This is a genomic window from Microlunatus phosphovorus NM-1 (assembly GCF_000270245.1).
GTDB lineage: Bacteria > Actinomycetota > Actinomycetes > Propionibacteriales > Propionibacteriaceae > Microlunatus > Microlunatus phosphovorus.
The window spans coordinates 2,016,298-2,034,244 of sequence record NC_015635.1 but is presented as its reverse complement, the minus strand read 5'-3'; the positions used below and the strand labels follow the sequence as shown (position 1 = coordinate 2,034,244).

At 66.4% G+C, this 17,947-nt stretch carries 16 protein-coding genes; 6 read left to right on the top strand and 10 right to left on the bottom strand.

The features are described from left to right. The first annotated feature begins 633 nt into the window (after window positions 1-633). The 3 genes from MLP_RS09210 to MLP_RS09200 all read left to right on the top strand — a co-directional run bounded on the left by MLP_RS09210 (window position 634) and on the right by MLP_RS09200 (window position 3,820). Window positions 634-2,271: a tannase/feruloyl esterase family alpha/beta hydrolase gene (locus MLP_RS09210; RefSeq protein WP_013862787.1), complete on the top strand. Its 1,638-nt coding sequence runs from the start codon at window positions 634-636 to the stop codon at window positions 2,269-2,271. A gap of 51 nt (window positions 2,272-2,322) precedes the next feature. After that, window positions 2,323-2,703, top strand: coding sequence for a hypothetical protein (locus MLP_RS09205; RefSeq protein ID WP_013862786.1), 381 nt, complete (start codon window positions 2,323-2,325; stop codon window positions 2,701-2,703). A 79-nt stretch (window positions 2,704-2,782) separates the two neighbouring features. Next, entirely contained in the window at window positions 2,783-3,820 is a 1,038-nt protein-coding gene (locus tag MLP_RS09200; RefSeq protein ID WP_013862785.1) for an alpha/beta fold hydrolase, read from the top strand. Between the two features lie 72 nt (window positions 3,821-3,892). On the opposite strand, the gene MLP_RS09195 is transcribed toward MLP_RS09200, so the two are convergent. From MLP_RS09195 to MLP_RS27945, 4 genes are all read right to left on the bottom strand, one after another. Then, window positions 3,893-4,582 (bottom strand): HNH endonuclease family protein, encoded by a 690-nt coding sequence (locus MLP_RS09195; protein WP_172641552.1) that lies wholly within the window; start codon window positions 4,580-4,582, stop codon window positions 3,893-3,895. 780 nt (window positions 4,583-5,362) lie between these two features. Continuing rightward, window positions 5,363-6,211 (bottom strand): nucleotidyl transferase AbiEii/AbiGii toxin family protein, encoded by an 849-nt coding sequence (locus MLP_RS09190; protein WP_013862783.1) that lies wholly within the window; start codon window positions 6,209-6,211, stop codon window positions 5,363-5,365. Further along, entirely contained in the window at window positions 6,208-6,762 is a 555-nt protein-coding gene (locus MLP_RS09185; RefSeq protein ID WP_013862782.1) for a type IV toxin-antitoxin system AbiEi family antitoxin domain-containing protein, read from the bottom strand. Before MLP_RS09185 ends, MLP_RS09190 begins: the two co-directional genes overlap by 4 nt. 1,360 nt (window positions 6,763-8,122) lie before the next feature. Continuing rightward, a complete protein-coding gene (locus MLP_RS27945) occupies window positions 8,123-8,290 on the bottom strand; it encodes a hypothetical protein (protein WP_231851440.1) in 168 nt (55 codons plus the stop codon). A gap of 757 nt (window positions 8,291-9,047) precedes the next feature. Here MLP_RS27945 and ltrA point away from each other — a divergent pair. The 3 genes from ltrA to MLP_RS09165 all read left to right on the top strand — a co-directional run bounded on the left by ltrA (window position 9,048) and on the right by MLP_RS09165 (window position 12,145). Beyond that, window positions 9,048-10,820, top strand: a complete 1,773-nt coding sequence (ltrA, locus tag MLP_RS09175; protein ID WP_041789905.1) for a group II intron reverse transcriptase/maturase — start codon at window positions 9,048-9,050, stop codon at window positions 10,818-10,820. Window positions 10,821-10,961: 141 nt separating this feature from the next. After that, window positions 10,962-11,255: a transposase gene (locus MLP_RS09170; protein ID WP_013861031.1), complete on the top strand. Its 294-nt coding sequence runs from the start codon at window positions 10,962-10,964 to the stop codon at window positions 11,253-11,255. Window positions 11,256-11,275: 20 nt separating this feature from the next. Further along, entirely contained in the window at window positions 11,276-12,145 is an 870-nt protein-coding gene (locus MLP_RS09165) for an IS3 family transposase (RefSeq protein WP_041790759.1), read from the top strand. Between the two features lie 119 nt (window positions 12,146-12,264). Here the strand turns inward: MLP_RS09165 and MLP_RS09160 are convergent, their stop codons facing one another. The 6 genes from MLP_RS09160 to MLP_RS09135 all read right to left on the bottom strand — a co-directional run bounded on the left by MLP_RS09160 (window position 12,265) and on the right by MLP_RS09135 (window position 17,859). After that, a complete protein-coding gene (locus MLP_RS09160) occupies window positions 12,265-13,083 on the bottom strand; it encodes an ExeA family protein (protein ID WP_013862777.1) in 819 nt (272 codons plus the stop codon). 160 nt (window positions 13,084-13,243) lie between these two features. Next, a complete protein-coding gene (locus MLP_RS09155) occupies window positions 13,244-14,113 on the bottom strand; it encodes an IS3 family transposase (protein WP_041790759.1) in 870 nt (289 codons plus the stop codon). A gap of 20 nt (window positions 14,114-14,133) precedes the next feature. Further along, window positions 14,134-14,427, bottom strand: a complete 294-nt coding sequence (locus MLP_RS09150) for a transposase (RefSeq protein ID WP_013861031.1) — start codon at window positions 14,425-14,427, stop codon at window positions 14,134-14,136. 48 nt (window positions 14,428-14,475) lie between these two features. Further along, window positions 14,476-15,891, bottom strand: a complete 1,416-nt coding sequence (locus tag MLP_RS09145; RefSeq protein ID WP_013862776.1) for a DDE-type integrase/transposase/recombinase — start codon at window positions 15,889-15,891, stop codon at window positions 14,476-14,478. Window positions 15,892-15,985: 94 nt separating this feature from the next. Beyond that, entirely contained in the window at window positions 15,986-16,420 is a 435-nt protein-coding gene (locus tag MLP_RS09140) for a helix-turn-helix domain-containing protein (RefSeq protein ID WP_197536528.1), read from the bottom strand. A 377-nt stretch (window positions 16,421-16,797) separates the two neighbouring features. Continuing rightward, window positions 16,798-17,859, bottom strand: a complete 1,062-nt coding sequence (locus tag MLP_RS09135) for an ISAs1 family transposase (protein ID WP_013862774.1) — start codon at window positions 17,857-17,859, stop codon at window positions 16,798-16,800. Between the last annotated feature and the right edge of the window lie 88 nt (window positions 17,860-17,947).

Below are 17,947 nucleotides of genomic sequence, written 5' to 3'. Positions count from 1 at the left end.
CGGGTTCGGTCGGTGATCACACTCGGCTGCCGGCGGACGGCGGCCGGTCGATGGCAGCCGAACACAGGCAGGTGCCCACAGGTGCCCGGACCCGCGTCACGCCAGGGTGACCGCCTGGGGCGACGGATCGGCTGATCGCAGACGGTGGTGGCACCGGGAAATCCGTTGATCCCGACCTCGGGATCCGACCCTGAAAGGACCTTCCCATGCTCCACGTCACCGTCTCGGGCCAGACCGCGTCGTCGTTGTTCCGACACTCCTTCGGACAAGAACCATGATCACCACACAGGGCTGGGGCAGATGGCTCAGGCGTTGGCAGGCACGTCGCGCCTGGCGGCGGGGCCGGCGGTGGCTCGACGACCCGGCGGCCGTGGACGACGCGTTCTGGTCCCTTGTCGAACGGGAGTGGGGCGAGTCAGCACCGGATGATCGTCGGGCCAGCCCAACCGACGTGCCCCACCTGGCGATGCCGCTCTGGCCGTTTCCCTCAGCAGCGCTGTGCGCTCTGGGATTCGTGTGGCCGTATCCCTACCCCCGGTGGCCCACCCGATGACCCAGGCAAGTGGTCCCGTGTCCGGCCCAGGGCCGATCCCTGGCGCCTTCAGTCCCGACTCGACGAAAGGTTCGATCCCAATGAAGAAGAAGTTCTTGATCATGCTGTCAGCGGTGCTGCTGCTGTCGGCGGCTCTGCCGCCGCTAGCCGGCGCCGACAGCCGTGACGACGACTCGACCGTACGCTGCGCTCCTGTTCACGTCGCTGCACCAAAGGGCACCCGCGTCGTGTCCGTGACCGCGGCCGCCCAGCCCGGCGGAACCGTCACCCTGCCGAATCTGCCACCGGTCACCGACGTGCCCGCCTACTGTGACATCACCATCACCCTCACGCACCCGGGCGCCGGCGACAGCGTCCGGGTCAAGCTCGTGTTGCCGCAAGATCGGGGCCGCTGGAACGGCCGATTCCAGGCCACCGGAGGCAGTGCCTATCTGGCCGGCGACCTGGACGGCATCATCGCCACCCCACTCCTCGACGGGGTGAAGAACGGGTACGCCACCGCAGCCACCGACGCCGGCGTGGGCCAGAACCCCATCGACGTGAGCGACTGGGCACTGACAACGACCGGACGGGTCAACCGTCCACTGCTGCAGAACTTTGCCTCCCGCTCACTCCACGACCTCGCCGTCGTCGGCAAGAGTGCGACCGCCACGTTCTACGGCCAAGATGCCCGCTACGCGTACTGGAACGGCTGCTCGACCGGTGGCCGTCAGGGATACCAGCTGGCCCAGGACTACCCGCAGGACTTCCAGGGAATCTTGGCCAAGGCGCCCGCGATCAGCTGGGATCGGTTCGCCGTCGCCGCCCTGTGGTCGCAGGCCGTCTTCAACTCCGAGCACGTGCAGCCGACCCAGTGTGAGCTGACGGCCTTCACCGATGCCGCGGTCAGAGCTTGCGACAGGCTCGATGGCGTCACAGACGCGATCATCGACAACCCCGCTGCCTGTCGCTGGGATCCACGACGGCTGGTGGGCACCACGATCGACTGCGAAGGCCAGCGCATGACGATCTCCCGGGCCACCGCCGAAGCTGTACGCAAGATCTGGCAAGGCCCGCAGACTCCCTCGGGGCGCCGGCTCTGGTACGGCCCGAACAAGGGCGCCAACCTGGAGTCCCTCGCCTCGGTCGGCAAGCCCTTCACCGTCGCCGACAGTTGGGTCCGCTACTTCGTGCAGCAGAATCCGTCCTTCGACACCACCAAGTTGACCTACCAGACCTTTGACCGGGTCTTCGCCGAGTCGCAGCGCCGCTACCACGCCGTCATCGGCAGCGACGATCCCGACCTGTCCGCCTTCGCCCGGGCCGGCGGCAAGCTGCTCAGCTGGCACGGCCAGTCCGATCAGCTCGTCCCGACCCGAGGCACCATCGACTACCGGGAACGAGTCAATCGCCACGCCGGCGGCAACTCGGCCGTCGATCGACACTACCGCCTCTTCCTGCTACCCGGCGTCGCACACTGCGGTGGTGGTCCCGGCGGACAACCCGTTGACGACCTGGGCGCGCTGGTCAGCTGGGTCGAGCAGGGCACACCGCCCAACACGCTCACCGTTTCCGCCACCCGGGCCGATGGCAAGACCGCCGCCCGCCACGTGTGCGCGTACCCGCAATCGACTCGATATCTCGGCCATGGCGATCCCGACGACGCCGCGAGCTACCGCTGCAGCAGCACAGACACACACGGCCACCGCTCGTCCCACCTTCAGGAGGTGGACCAGTGAGCATCATCGCGGACACACACGAGCCGACGAACCCCGACGGCCGGCGACATCGTGGTGTGCCGTGCGACCCTGGTCGAGCGAGGTGTCCGGGTCGGTGAGATCTTCCACGACGCCACCGGTGTCTTCCACCACGCCGGCACCGCCGACCGCGTACCCAGACCGGCCCCGGACCGCCGGTCCTACGGCTCGTTCATGTCGATGACCGATCCGGAGGGGAACGAATGGGTCGTGCAGGAGATCACGCAGCGGATCCCCGGCAGGATCACTCAGGCCAGCTACGGCGCTCGCGCCGATCTGGCCTCCGCCTTGCGCGCCGCCGCCGCCGCCCACGGGGCGCACGAGGGGCGCCTCGGGCACGAGGACGCGAACTGGCCGGAGTGGTACGCGGACTACCTGCTCAACGAGCAACTCGGGCAGCCACTGCCCGGGTAAGGCCGGACCAAGCGAGTCCGACCAGTCGATCAGTCTGGCCACCATCAATCCCGACCAACCACCGAGCAAGGAGCTCACGATGAACAGGCGTACATTCACGACATTGCTGGGATCGGGAACGATCGGCGCCGTTCTCGCCGGGACCCCGATCGCCGGATCCCAGGCTGCAGAACCTCAGACCGAACCTCAGAGCCGCCGTCCGCATCCGCCGGCGACACGTTTCGGACCGCTGAAGCGGATCCGGGCCGGCGAACTCGACACCGGTTACGTCGAACTCGGCCCGGCCGCCGGCCAGCCGGTCGTCCTGATGCACGGTTTCCCCTACGACATCCACAGCTACGCGGAGGTAGCGCCATTGCTCGCCGCGGCCGGATTCCGAGTCATCGTGCCGTACTTCCGGGGGTACGGCACGACCCGGTTCCGCTCGCCGAAGACTCCCCGCAGCGCCCAACAGACGGCCTTCGCGCTCGACATCCTCGCGCTGATGGACGCGCTGTCCATCAAACGCGCCGTCCTCGCCGGGTACGACTGGGGCTCGCGCACCGGCAACATCATCGCGGCACTATGGCCCCACCGGGTGCGAGCCCTGGTATCGGTGACCGGCTACCTGATCACCAACCTGCAGGCGAATCGAACTCCGCTGCCGCCGAGAGCGGAGTGGGCATGGTGGTACCAGTACTACTTCGCCACCGAGCGGGGCCGCCAAGGGCTGGCGGACCCGACCTACCGCATGGACCTGGCCAGGCTGGTGTGGACCTTCAACTCACCCGGCTGGGCATACGACGAAGGAACGCTCGCCACGACAGCCCGGGCCTTCGACAACCCCGACTTCGTCGACATCGTGATCTTCAACTACCGCTGGCGACTGAGCCTGGTCGGCAGCGACCCCCGCTACGCCACCATCGAGTCGCGTCTGCAAGCCGCGCCGAACATCGCGGTGCCCACCATCACCGTCGACGGAGCAGAAGACCCCTTCACTCCCGCGGATGATGGCGCAGGCTATCGATCGCACTTCACCGGCCCGTACGACCACCGCACCTTTGCCGTCGGACATAACGTCCCGCAAGAGGATCCGGTCGCCTTCGCCCGGGCCGTTGAGGACTCGCTCCGGCTCTGACCGACGTGGATTCGAGCCCGCGTTACCGCCTTGAGAGGCGGTCAGCAACCCCGAGCCCGAGCAGTAAGTGGGTCAGCCGCGCGGGCAGCCGCGGAGCAACTGCTGCAACGAGGTCTTCTCCACGTGATCGACCGGGAGCCGGTACCGCGTCTTCACCGCGATGTAGCGGGTCGCGTAGGCGCATCGCCCGGCGGCCGGCGGCGTCCAGCTCGCGGGGTCCTTGTCGGCCTTGGCCTGGTTGATCGCCGCGGTCGTCGGGGTCAGGTTCAGCTCGTCATTGGCGAAGGCGATCCGGTCCTGCTCGCTCCAAGTCTTGGCTCCGTAGCGATACGCCGCGGCGAGACTCACGATGTGGTCGATGGGAATGGCCTGGGCCTGAGTCGTGTCCTTCAAGTTCGACCAGGTCATGCGCTGGCCCGTGTAGAGGTCGGTCCAGGTCCCAGCGACCATGTCGGCACCACAACGCCCCTGCCTTCGCGTCCGATAAGGCTGACTGCGGTCCACGGTCGACAGCAGCACTTCGTCGCGGGTACGGCACCCGTCACCATCCAGGTCAGACCAGCCGTCGCCGAACGCAGCCCGCCGATAGCTGGCGTCCTGGGTCACCCGGTCGACCATCGGCAGTGCCTCCAACGCCATCGCGGGATCGCCCTGAGCCGTGGGTCGGAGAACGATCACCAGCACAACGCTGGCAACGACGACCGCGGTAACCAACACCCGGATCCAGCCAATGGTGAGCCGTCTGACTCCTCGACGCGCCAAGCCACTCACCTCGCTCCCGGGGCGTCCCCACCAAGGGAGCCCACCTCGCCGTGATGTCAGAATGCACACCACGTCCATCTGCTCGGAATTGATACCCGTGACCACTGACAACCCGAGCCGTTCGGCGCTGCGGTGAGCCATGATCGTGGTGTCAAGGTGGCGCCGGAACCCTGGCCTCGCCGTCACAGCTTCGTCGCGATTCTGGTAGCCGCTGGCTGCAACGCCCGCGAGGTATCCGAGTGAGCCGGAAGTAGCAGTGTGGCTTTCACGCTGACGCGCTACGGCGGGTCTTCCGGGATGCCAGTGACGTCGGGGTGGACCGGCTCGACAATCTGCTTGGCCGCTGAGTTCGTGCGCCCTCGGTGCGCCCTTGGCGCGAGGACGTGATAGGCAATCGAAGTACTAGAATCAGCGTATCACCTAGTCAAACTAGGTTTCAGACTTGTAGCCCGGACGGGATTCGAACCCGCGCTACCGCCTTGAGAGGGCATTGCCGTGAGCTTGGCGTTGTCTTTCGACGTTCGTCGGCGTTGCTTGAAATTCGGCTTGACTAGGCCAGATGCCGCTGTCCGCGACTCTGGGCACATGTCGTCGTCTGTCATCCCTTGTCGTCCTTCTGCACCCCTGACGCGCCTCCGACCAAGATCAATTGGCCCGCCCTGTTCACGCTCGAACCAGTAGCTGCATTCGGCGTTCAGGTCAGACCGTCGGAAGTGTCGCCAGCTGTAGGCGCGGTGATTGCGGAGCGCCAGATCGAGTCTGCCTTCGAAGGTTGACTTCTCACGATTCCTTCGGTGCTGCGTCAATGCGCTGGATGAGTGCGTTGCCCCAAGCACAGGCATCGTCGAGATTCGGACGGACAGGCATGCCTTGGGCGGCTTCTTGGTAGAGCGGTTCCCATCCTGGCCGTGGCGTGATAGCTGGTGGCCAGGCGTGTGCGTGCCGGGAGCTGAAGAGCCGCGCGGCAGCGCGTCGGGTGACTGGCAGGTCAAGCGGCCGCTGCTTGTCGTGCTCGATGAGGATCTGGAGGTCGACCAGGTCGTGGGCGCGCTCGCTACCCACGGCGGTGCAGGCATGTAGCTTCTGAACAACCTGATGGTGAGTAGCCAGAACCGGAACAGGCTCAGGGATCAGGAGCCCAAGCGTCTCGAAGAGACTCTGGATGTCGGGGGCCAGCGCCAACTCGGCGTCGGCGGTGTCGCCGATCTCGTCGTGGCCGACCTCCAGCGGCACCGTCATGAACGACCGTCCACGGTAGGCGAGCTTCACATCGAACGGCTTCATCACATACGCGAGGGGAATCCCTGCAGGAGCCGGTTTGGCACGCGCTTCCGCCAAGGTGCCGGTGAAGTCGCCCCACCCCGCTCGCAGCGAGTCCTGCAGTTCCTGCCTGAAGGTGGCGGCATCGGCGGCGCGTGCAACGTCCAGGTCACGAGTGAAGCGAGTGGCGCCACCGAACCGGAACTTCATCGCCGTACCACCCTTCACAGCGCAGGCCGGCATCATCTGGGCGAGCGCTGTCGTACCGATCACCACCTGGATCCGAGCTGGGCTGGTTCCTTGCGCCTGCGCCACAGTGTGCATACGCGACTGGAGCAGGCCGACACTGGTCGGTGGCTTCGGGCTCACGATGCCGCTGCTTCTGCTGCGGCGAGACTGCGCACTTCGCGCTCTGTGATGAGACCTCGACCGCGTGCCTCGTCGCGCGCGTCAGCGAGCCGCTCCGGCATCACCAGACCAGCCCGAGCACAGTCGGCGAGAGCTTGGGCAACTGTGGTCGACGGAATCCCCTCGTACACGGTCAGCGCAGCCGCGGAAAGAGTGGGCTGGTGAACGATCTGGACCATGTCGCCGACATCGGCGCGAACACGCCGTGGTGTCCCGACCCTAATCCGCTGAGGATTGACCAGCCCTAGCCCGTGCAGGGCAAGCACCGCGTCATGGGTGAGGTAGGCGTCTCGACCAACCCGGGCAACGGCCTCAGCGAACGGGTCAAAGAAGGTCGGACGAATCTCGCTAAGAGGGAAGCGGTACAGGCCGTGACCGAGGCGCACCAGCCCGCCCCGCGCGGCAATCTGACGCAGCATGACCGCAGGCACCCCCGCCTCGCTCGCCTGCCAGGTGGTCACCAGACCATAGTTGTCAAGTGCCAACTCACGCAGATCCTGCCGGTACGTCATGTCAAAAGAGTAGCAAAAGCACTACGCTTACAACACATGCGGTGATCCGCAGAGCCCACCGCACCGTTGCCCGTCCACCGAAGCGGGGCGCTTGCAAGTGACTAACAACGCATCGACACAAATCCCGTTGTCGACGCACCCAGCCCACACAAGGATCGGACACCGCACGCCGGAAGCGTGGCGAGCGAGTTGCACGCCGCCCTGCAAGGCGGTAGCGAATGCCACGATGCGCGGCGAATCCCCTTGTCAGGATCAGTTTCGGGGTTCGCCTTCACCTATGAACCCGCGTGCGGGCGCAGCAGGGAGCAGATGATCGTGGATTTCGTGCGCCCCTGGTACGCCCTTGACGCGAGAACAGGATAGGCAATCGAAGTATTTGGATCAGCGCATTGCCTGGTCAAACCAGGTTTCAGACTTGTAGCCCCGACGGGATTCGAACCCGCGCTACCGCCTTGAGAGGGCATTCCCGCAGGTCTTGCGTTGTCTTTCGACACCTGTCGCCGGCCACCAAAACTCGCCCTGGCTAGGCCCAATAGCGCCTCCGATGCCTGTCAACAGTCTGCGTTGATCGCCAACATCTGTTGCCGTTCTGCGGCCCTCACGCGGCCTTGACCAAGATCAACAACGTATCAACGAAGGACCTTTGCCGGCGACTCTGTCGGCATCAAGTCCTTACTGCCAAGCTACGCCAGGGACCTCTGCAATGTGAGCATTCCAGCCGCCGTCAGTCGGTGTCCGAGTATCTACCTTCTGGCAGAGAAGCTGGTTCAGACCACTCAAGCCTGACGCCGCGTGTGTTCCGGCAGCGACACGACGACGGGCGTCGTCGTCCCTGACTCTTCCCAACCACCGGCCGCGTGGTCCCCACCGTCGAAGACCAGCAGCGCTACGGCGGCGAACGCCGAACCGATAGGTTGACGTACCAGCTCAACACCCCTGCGGTGGCGGTGACCTACGGCTGCGCAGACAGACGAACTCAATTGAGCAGTCGGATTACCCCGAACTCAGTGGCCCGCCCGCCTTCTGCCCAGCAGGTATGAGCAAGTCGGGGAGGACGTGAGGCAGCTGCTGATCCAGCCACAGACTGAGGTCAGCGGGCTTCCGCGGTAGATAGGTGCCGATCCTCCGTAACTCCGCGCTGTCGACCAAGGCCGCCTTATCGGTCAGCACCGCATCACAGTAGGCGTACGCCCACGCTGGTCTATACGGCTACCTGGACATGTGTGACCGGCTCCAACCCGAGCAGGCGACACCGGCGTTGCTGGTGTCGCCCCGTGGTCGTCGGCTGCGTTACAACCGAGTCTGGTCGATCTTCCATCGGCTGCTGATCCAGACCGAGCTGACCGGGCGCACCGCAGGGTCAATTCAAAGTTGATGTTGTTGTGACTGGTGTGATCTGGGCGTGATCGATCAGGTCGAGCAGTCGGCCGGGTTGGCGGCCGAGGCTGCGGGTCGCGGCGGCGATGCTGGTGCGTGCTCCGCGGAGGCGGAGGAGCCCGATCGCCGCGTTACGCAGAGTCGCCATCACGCGGGGAAGAGTGCCAGTACGAACCTGGGAGTGGTCCTCGCCGAACGTCATGTCGCGGACCCAGTGGACCTGGTTCTGTGCGACACGAGGTCGCGCATAGTGAGTGGATGCCTGGATTGGAGGTCGGCGATGCCGAGCGGGTAGTCCCCGATCAGTGTTCGAGATCGGTCCCCGCCTCGACGTGCGCTCGGTAGGTCCTGCCTGCTGAGGGTGCGGAGCTCGAGGAAGAAGCCCAAGGGCCCCTGCTCCGTCCCGGGGGAACACAGGCGAGGGGAAGGCCGGACGGGTGAACGTGAGTGAACCCCTGACGATGCCTCGTCACTTCAAGCCCGGCAACGACGGCTTTGTGGCAACCGGGTGGTAGGGCCTGGCCGCTGGCAGAGGCGGCGAGCGGCGACTGGAAAGAACTGCCGGTCGTGTGGACACCGTTGGCCTCGGGGTAGAGGGGGCACCCAACCCGGTCGTGTCTCATGTGCGTGGAACGTGGAAACCTCGTCGAGGTCCAGGGCCGCTGTGTTGGTGCTGGTAGGCCGATTCGTGAGAGGGGCCGAGATCCTCGGCGGGACAGGATGCCCAAGAAGCAGATGCCGGTGGCCGTAAGGCAACGGGACTCGTGGTGGATGGCCGCTGCTCCAGGCGGCCGCTGCGGGGAACCGGTCGGATGCCGGTCGAAGGGCTGGGTCCGAAAGGGCGCTGACGTGGGCAGGTGAGCCTTTGAATGCCGAGGCCGGATGGCCTCACGAACCGAGGGGGCACGTTGGACACCATCACGGTGAACGGACCCAAGGACGACTTCGACTGGGACGCCGTGCAGTGGCGTGCTCACGAGGAGAACGTAGCGAGGTTGCGGCACAGGATCTTCAAGGCGACGCGGGGACAGGACTGGGTCAAGGCCCGGTCCTTGCAGAAGATGATGCTGGCGTCTTGGTCGAACACGTTGCTTAGTGTTCGGCAGGTCACCCAGCGCAACAGTGGGCGACGGACGGCCGGGATCGACGGGGAGGTCGCCTTGACCTCCGCGGCCAGGGCGGAGGTGGCGGTGCGGGTGCACCAGTCACGTTCGTCGTGGGATCCGGTGCCGGTCCGGCGTGTGTACATTCCTAAGGCAGGCGGCAAGCAGCGCCCGCTCGGGATTCCGGTGCTCATGGACCGATGCCACCAGGCGCGGGTCCGGAACGCGTTGGAGCCGGAGTGGGAGGCACGGTTCGAGCCCCGTTCCTATGGGTTTCGACCGGGTCGTGGCTGCGCGGACGCAGTCGGTCTGCTGTTAACCGTGCTCAACGGGCCGCGTGCCCGGCGGGTGTGGATCTTGGACGCCGACCTGTCCGCCGCGTTCGACAACATCGATCATGACCGGCTCCTTGACCCGCTCGGGTCCTTCCCCGCCAGGGGGATGATCGCGCAGTGGTTGAGAGCCGGGGTGATGGAGAAGGGCAGACTCGCCCCGACCGAGGCGGGCACTCCGCAAGGCGGGGTGATCAGCCCGCTGTTGATGAACGTGGCGCTGCACGGCCTGGAAACGGCCGCAGGGGTCCGTTACCGCCGACACGGTGTCAACGCCGGTAAGGCAGTAGCGGGAACCCCGGTCCTGGTCAGGTACGCCGACGACATGGTGGCCTGCTGCTACGACCAGCAGCAGGTCAGTCGGGTCAAGGCGGGACTGGCCGAGTGGCTGGCGCCCCGGGGTCTTGTCTTCAACGAAGACAAGACCCGTGTCGTCGCCCTCGAAGAGGGCTTCGACTTCCTGGGGTTCAACATCCGCCGCTACCGCCAGGGCCATGGTCCCGGCAAGCTGCTGATCACACCCAGCCAGGACGCGGTCCGGCGTGTGCGGAAACGGCTCGCTGACGAGGTGCGCAGCCTGCGCGGCTCGAACGCGGGGGCGGTCATCGCCCGGCTCAACCCCATCATCCGGGGCTGGGCCGCCTACTACCGCGGGGTGGTGTCCAGTCGGGTGTTCTCCGCGCTGGACCACTACCTGTGGCGGCTTCTCTACCGATGGGGCTGCCACACCCACCCCAACAAGGCGAGGAAGTGGATCGCGCGCCGCTACTTCGGCCGGTTCAACAAGTTCAGGAACGACCGTTGGGTATTCGGCGCCCGCGACGCCGCCAACGAGCACGGCGACGTGCCCTACCTGGTCAAGTTCTCCTGGACATCGATCGTCCGGCACCAGCTGGTCAAAGGCGCGGCATCTCCTGATGACCCCGACCTGTCCGACTACTGGGCTGCCCGACGGCGGAAGGTGCCACCCCCGCTCGACGAGTACAACGTTCGCCTGCTCGCCAGGCAGGACGGACGTTGTCCGTTGTGCGGGGACCATCTGCTCTCACCCCGGCAGCCGCCCCAATCTCCCCACGAATGGGAGCGCTGGTGGCTGCAGGTGACCCGCAGAGCGATCGCCGTCGACTACCTCACCCACCACGGGCGAGGCGGCACACCGGACGGGAACCGAACACGCCTGGTGCACACCTCCTGCCATCGCAGCCTCCGGGCTCGGCAACATGGCAAGACAGCCCACCACCCGTGACGCCCTCCGGGGCTTGCTTGTTGTCCGTCATTGATTCTGCCGATGATGGCGTCGTTGGTGTTGCCGATGATCGGTGGACTTCCCCCCGTTTGACGGACACCTGACCTGAGGTGGCCACTGGTCACCAGGGAGGATGTCGTTGTGCCTGCTCCTCACCCGCCTGAGTTCCGCCGTCGTGCGGTCGAGCTTGCTCGTGAGCGGTCCAAGCCAGTTGCTGAGTTGGCGAAAGATCTGGGAATTTCCGAATCGTGTCTGCGTCGCTGGATGGAGCAGTCCGAGACCGACGCTGCCGGTGGTAGCGAGACGGCGTTGACCAGTCGGGAGAAGAAGGAGCTGGTCGAGCTGCGCCGGGATAAACGGCGCCTGGAGATGGAAGTCGAGATCTTGAAAAGGGCGGCCGCCTATTTTGCCCAGGAGAATGTTCTCCCAAAATAGTGTACGGGCTGGTCCATGAAATGGCCGATGACGGGATTGATGTCGCGGTGGCTTGCCGGGTGCTGAATGTGTCGCGGTCGGGATACTACGACTGGCGCGGCCGGCCTGCATCGGCACGGGAACAGGAGAACACGCTGCTGTTGAAGCTGATCGAGGAGATCCATGCCGATGAGGACATGAAGACGTACGGGGCGCCGCGGGTGCACGCCGAGCTGGTCTTGGGGCACGACCTGCAGGTGAACCAGAAGCGGGTCGCCCGGCTGATGCGCCAGGCCGGCATCCAGGGCCTGTACCGGCGGCGTCGGTCGTGGACCACGATCCGGGACCCGCACGCCATCCCCGCCAAGGACCTCGTCAACCGCCGGTTCACGGTGGACGGTCCGAACCGGTTGTGGCTGACCGACATCACCGAGCACCCGACGGTGGAGGGCAAGGTGTACTGCGCCGCGGTCATGGACGCCTGGTCCCGCCGGGTCCTGGGCTGGTCCATCGACGACAACATGCGGAAGGAGCTCGTGGTCGACGCGCTCGGGATGGCGGTGCTGCGGCGCAACCCGATGGACGTCGACAATAACACGATCATGCATTCCGATCACGGGTCGCAATTCACATCGTGGGCATTCAGTCAGAAAGTCTATGATGCCGGGCTGGTGCCGTCGATGGGCAGTGTGGGCGACTGCTACGACAATGCGATGATGGAGTCCTTCTGGGAGAGAATGCAACTCGAGCTGCTCGATTCGCAGGTATGGTTCACCCGGGACGAGCTTGCCAACGCGATGTTTCGATGGATAGAATCATGGTATAATCGGAGACGTCGGCATTCGAGTATTGGAATGCTGTCGCCGATAGAGTTTGAAACCCGTTCCACAGGGTCAGACCGTCCGGGCTGACCCTCAACCCCGAGTGTCCGTGGAACAGGGGGAACCTCACGGGACGTGAGTAGGCCCCGCCGGCTGGTTGCTGGCGGGGCCTGGTCGTCGGGGTGACTGGGTGGTCGGCGTGGTGAGGGTTACTGTTCGGCGCCGGTTTCGGAGATGGCGGTGCGGGCGGCTTTCTCGTCGACGATGGTCTGGTTGCGGGCGAAGGTGGCGGTGAGGGCGTTGACGGCGAGGTTGTTGATCGCGCGCGGGTAGCCGCGTGAGGCGTTGTGGATCAGGGTGATCGCGTCGGTGCTGAATAGGGTGTCGGCGCGGCCGGCGATCTTGAGGTGGTGGGAGATGTAGTCGCCGGTCTCGGTGGCGGTCATGCCGGCGAGGGCGTAGCGGACGGCGATGCGTTGGTCGAGTGCGGCGAGGACGCCGAGGCGGAGTCGTTGTCGCAGGGTGGGCTGGCCCACGAGCAGGGCGGCGAAGGGGGCGCCGGAATCCATGTTGTGGTTGGTGAGCATGCGGACGGCTTCCATCTGGGCGTTGTCGAGGAGGTGGGCTTCGTCGAAGATCACGATGGGGGTGCGGCCGCGTTCGGCGTGTTCGGTGGCGAGCGCGTCGGCGGCTTGTGGGACCAGGGTTGCGGTGTAGAAGGAGGGGACCTGGCCGAGGGTGGCGACGACGTGGTGCAGCATGCCGCGGACGCCGACGGAGGGGTTGGGCAGGTAGATGACGACGTGGCGGCTGGTGTCGAGGGCTGCGGTGGCGGCGCGGACGGCGACGGTCTTGCCGGCGCCGACCTCGCCGGTGATCACGCCGAGGGCGTGCTGGTCGATGCACCAGCCGATCCGGGCGACGGCTTCGGCGTGTCCGCTGGGGCGGTGCAGCATCGACGGGGCGAGGCCTCGGCCGAACGGCATCCGGGTGAATCCGTAGTGGGCCTGTAGTCGTTGGATGCTCACGCCTGGTCCTCCTCCAGGTGCACGCTGGTGCTGTCAGCGGTTGTCGCGGGGAAGTCGTCGATGCTGGTCTGTCCGGGCAGCTGCCCGTCCTCGGTGATCTTGGTGTTGTCGTTGGTGGTCTTGAGGTTCCCCCTGTTCCACGGACACTCGGGGTTGAGGGTCAGCCCGGACGGTCTGACCCTGTGGAACGGGTTTCAAACTCTATCGGCGACAGCATTCCAATACTCGAATGCCGACGTCTCCGATTATACCATGATTCTATCCATCGAAACATCGCGTTGGCAAGCTCGTCCCGGGTGAACCATACCTGCGAATCGAGCAGCTCGAGTTGCATTCTCTCCCAGAAGGACTCCATCATCGCATTGTCGTAGCAGTCGCCCACACTGCCCATCGACGGCACCAGCCCGGCATCATAGACTTTCTGACTGAATGCCCACGATGTGAATTGCGACCCGTGATCGGAATGCATGATCGTGTTATTGTCGACGTCCATCGGGTTGCGCCGCAGCACCGCCATCCCGAGCGCGTCGACCACGAGCTCCTTCCGCATGTTGTCGTCGATGGACCAGCCCAGGACCCGGCGGGACCAGGCGTCCATGACCGCGGCGCAGTACACCTTGCCCTCCACCGTCGGGTGCTCGGTGATGTCGGTCAGCCACAACCGGTTCGGACCGTCCACCGTGAACCGGCGGTTGACGAGGTCCTTGGCGGGGATGGCGTGCGGGTCCCGGATCGTGGTCCACGACCGACGCCGCCGGTACAGGCCCTGGATGCCGGCCTGGCGCATCAGCCGGGCGACCCGCTTCTGGTTCACCTGCAGGTCGTGCCCCAAGACCAGCTCGGCGTGCACCCGCGGCGCCCCGTACGTCTTCATGTCCTCATCGGCATGGATCTCCTCGATCAGCTTCAACAGCAGCGTGTTCTCCTGTTCCCGTGCCGATGCAGGCCGGCCGCGCCAGTCGTAGTATCCCGACCGCGACACATTCAGCACCCGGCAAGCCACCGCGACATCAATCCCGTCATCGGCCATTTCATGGACCAGCCCGTACACTATTTTGGGAGAACATTCTCCTGGGCAAAATAGGCGGCCGCCCTTTTCAAGATCTCGACTTCCATCTCCAGGCGCCGTTTATCCCGGCGCAGCTCGACCAGCTCCTTCTTCTCCCGACTGGTCAACGCCGTCTCGCTACCACCGGCAGCGTCGGTCTCGGACTGCTCCATCCAGCGACGCAGACACGATTCGGAAATTCCCAGATCTTTCGCCAACTCAGCAACTGGCTTGGACCGCTCACGAGCAAGCTCGACCGCACGACGGCGGAACTCAGGCGGGTGAGGAGCAGGCACAACGACATCCTCCCTGGTGACCAGTGGCCACCTCAGGTCAGGTGTCCGTCAAACGGGGGGAAGTCCAGTCTCGGGGTCGTTGGTGGTGGAGTAGAGGGCTTGGTAGCCGATCCGTTCGTCGGCGGCGACCTGGGCGTGGTGGGCGTCGGCGACCAGTTGGAGGTAGGCGATCCCGGTCGTCGTGGGCGCCTCAGCCGGCTCTGGTGTCTCGGGTCGTGCTTTGGGGTGGGCGTGTCGGGTGATCACGTGCGGTATCGCGGGCCCGTAGGAGCGGCCGCCGTGGCGGACCTCGATGGCTTCGAGGTTGAACGGGGAGAACACCAGCTCGACCTTGCGTCCGACCAGCGCCGGCTCGACCTGGTAGGTGTTGCTGTGCAGCGAGACTGTCGCGGTCTTGGTGACGGTGCGGTACTGGGACCACAAGAACGCCTCGGTCAACGCGTCGGCGGACGGCATGGCCGGGTTGTGCCCGGCGGCCTGCCAGCCGTCGTTCCACCGGTTCAGCGGTGTCTGCCCGGTCTCGGAGTGCACCTGGTGGTGGTAGACCGACTCCACCCAGGCGGTGAACAACGCGTTCAGCTCCAGCAGCGCGGTAGCTGGGGACCGGTCGGTGAGGTCGGCGGCTGTGGTGTCGGCGACCTCGACGAGGAACTGCTCCCGCACGGTGCGGAAGAAGCGTTCGATCTTGCCGCGGCCCTGGGGCCGGTGCGGGGTGGAATGGACAAGCCGGATCCCGAGCTTGGCGCAGGCACGGAGCAGCCACGCATCGACATAGGCCGATCCGTTGTCGACATAGCAGGAGCCGGGAACGCCGCGGGCCGCCAGGGCCGGCTCGAACGCGGCGGCCAGCCGCACGACGTCCTCGGCGAACCCGAACCGATACCCGGTGACCAGCCGGGAGTGATCGTCGAGGAACGCGAACAGGTAGCTCTTCCGTCCCCCGATCCGAGGGCCGTGCAATGCGTCACCGACCCAGCGTTGGTTCGGGGCGTCGGCCTCGAACCGGCCGAACGCGGCCTGCTGCCCGGTCGCGGGGCCCATCAGCTCGCGGCGGTGGAACAGCCGCAGCAGCGTGGACTCCGACGGCGAGTAGCCACCCGAGGCCCGCAGGATCCGGGCGACCTGGGCCGCGGTGCGGTCCGGGTTCTCCCGTTTCAACGCGACCGCGAGCTCCAGCACCGTCGTGTCGATCCGGGACCCGGGCTGGCGCAGCGAGGGCGCCAACGCGTCGAACCCGCCGGCCCGGTAGCGCCGGATCCAGCGGTCCAGGCTGTCGCGGGAGTAGGAATGCTGCCCGCCGAACGGGCCGGCATGGGTGCGGGCCGCGATCGTCCGCACGATCCGGCCGCGCGCCTTGGTCGACAGCTCCGGATCCAGGGCAGGGCAGATCAGCTGATACCTCCACAACGCCACCTGCTGGGCCCTCTCACGGCGCTTGACATCGTCCTGCTCGGGTGTGCTCACCGGTGAATACCTCGATTCGAAGAACAAGGGGCCCTGCCCATGGATGGGCCGTGCCCGGGACTCCAGCGAGGATTCCCGTCCCCGACCGGCGATGTCAGAGGCAACTCGTGTTGCCCGCCACCGCCGGCCCGGACTGCGGCCAGCCCGGCGCGAGCAGCCGACCACCCGAACACGCCGCCGCGACCTGCCAGGCCGTCACCGGGCCGAGCACACCGATCGGCCCGAACCGTGAGGTCACCGCAGCCGTTGCCGCGGCCAGGCCCGCGAGCAGATCCCGCCACGGCGATCCCTGCGCCTTCGGCACCAGCCGATCCACCCCAGCCCGCACGACGACCTGCAACAGATACCCGCGGGTCGTCTCCAACCGGGTGCCGATCCGCCGCAGCCAGCCCCGCACCGTCGCCGCCGGCACTCCCACCGCCTCCCCGATCCGGCGATGCCCAGCCCCGTCAGCGCGGGCCACCACAGCCGCGCCGATCACCTCGACCGCGTAGGCCCGACGCAGCAGCACCGTCACCGGCAGCAGCACATGCGTGACCCCACAGCCCGGACACCGCGCCCGCCGCGGCCGGAGCAGACCAGGAAGCCCCCATACCCCCCGCGGTCGAGCCCACCCCCACGGACGCAGCGACGCCGCGCAGCCCGGGCACGCCAACCGACCACCTGCCAGCCGCGACTCGACCTGAGCCCGATCAGCCTCTACCGTCAACAACGATGCCTCCGTGCATCCAGCACGGCCCTCCCACGACGACGGTCCACCACGACACCTGGCGCGGGAGGGCCGTAGTCGTCTCACCTGACAGCCGGATTCTCTCGATCCGCTGCCCAGTGACGACGCCGACCACCCCCGCACCCGTCGATCAACCCCGTCGGCAAACCCAACGACGGAACTCGAGCTCCACATCGTCATCCCGAACGACGGTCAACACTTGCTTGAGCCGGGTGCGGTGAAAGCCGCACGCCCGGTTCTGAGGGGGCCCCGGCGCAGCAATGCGCCGGGGCTACCCGACCGATGCTCCAGTGACCACGAATCAACCCGGCCAGCCCAGCGGGGGTGATGTCGGGCCAGCCGAGACTGGTGACCACGTAGACGATCTCCTCAGTGTGCTCACCGGTAGCGATCTCGGTCCGGCTCCGCCGGATCCGGGCAGCGAGCCGAGCATGCGGGAACCCGATCCCGGCCCGGACCCCGGTCAGCTGCAGGGTCCGTGTCTCCCGCCGCCCATGGCCTTTCTCCACCGTCCGGTGGACGATCGGCACCTGGGTCCACGGCAGCCTCGCGAGCTGGTCATACAGGGTGGGCTGGTTCCGCTTCACCACAAAGGCGTACCAGCCGCCGTGGCGGTGCAGATAGTGCGCATGACTGCGTTGTGTGTGGAGAGCGTCCGCGGTGACAACCACGCCGTTGAGGTCGATCCGGTCCAACACGGCCGCGAACGCGGCGATCTCATGGTCTTTCCCGCCGGCGTTGACCTGTCCCAACGGTGCCCCGGTGGCATGGTCGACGATCGAGAACAGATGCACCCGCGACCCATCGGCCTGCCGGGCGCCGCGGCAGGTCTTCCCGTCGACCGCGACCGCCCGCCACCGTGACGAGGCAGGGGTGAGCGTGGCCAGCCAGGCGTGCAGGACCGCATCGACCACCTCCGGGTCGATGTGCAGCAGCACCCGCCGGATCGTCGACAGGCTCGGTGGGCGTCGGGTGATCCCGAGCCGTGGCCAGTGCCATCGCGGCAGATCTCCTGCCCAGCCGGCGATCGCGGCCAGGCTCCGCGCTCCACCGATCACCGCGGCCAACGCGACGACCAGCACGGTGGCCAGCTCATACCGGCGGCCCCGCCGACCACGTGGATCGGTCAGGATCGACAACACCTCCCACACCTCGACCGGGACACCATCACCAGACCGGACCTGATAGGTGCGTAATGCGTCGGCGGCCGGGATGAGAGAAGATACGAGTGCGGGCACGGCAGGTCTCCGATCGATCGACAGTGGACGTCAAGTACCCACCACGATCCCGGTATCAGCCGTGCCCGCCCGGCTTATACCTCACCCA

Bases quoted from the DNA above. Each gene is read 5' to 3' on its own strand.
- MLP_RS09210 (WP_013862787.1), top strand. From the start codon at position 634: ATGAAGAAGAAGTTCTTGATCATGCTGTCAGCGGTGCTGCTGCTGTCG.
- MLP_RS09200 (WP_013862785.1), top strand. From the start codon at position 2,783: ATGAACAGGCGTACATTCACGACATTGCTGGGATCGGGAACGATCGGC.
- MLP_RS09185 (WP_013862782.1), bottom strand. From the start codon at position 6,762: ATGACGTACCGGCAGGATCTGCGTGAGTTGGCACTTGACAACTATGGT.
- MLP_RS09165 (WP_041790759.1), top strand. From the start codon at position 11,276: ATGGCCGATGACGGGATTGATGTCGCGGTGGCTTGCCGGGTGCTGAAT.
- MLP_RS09155 (WP_041790759.1), bottom strand. From the start codon at position 14,113: ATGGCCGATGACGGGATTGATGTCGCGGTGGCTTGCCGGGTGCTGAAT.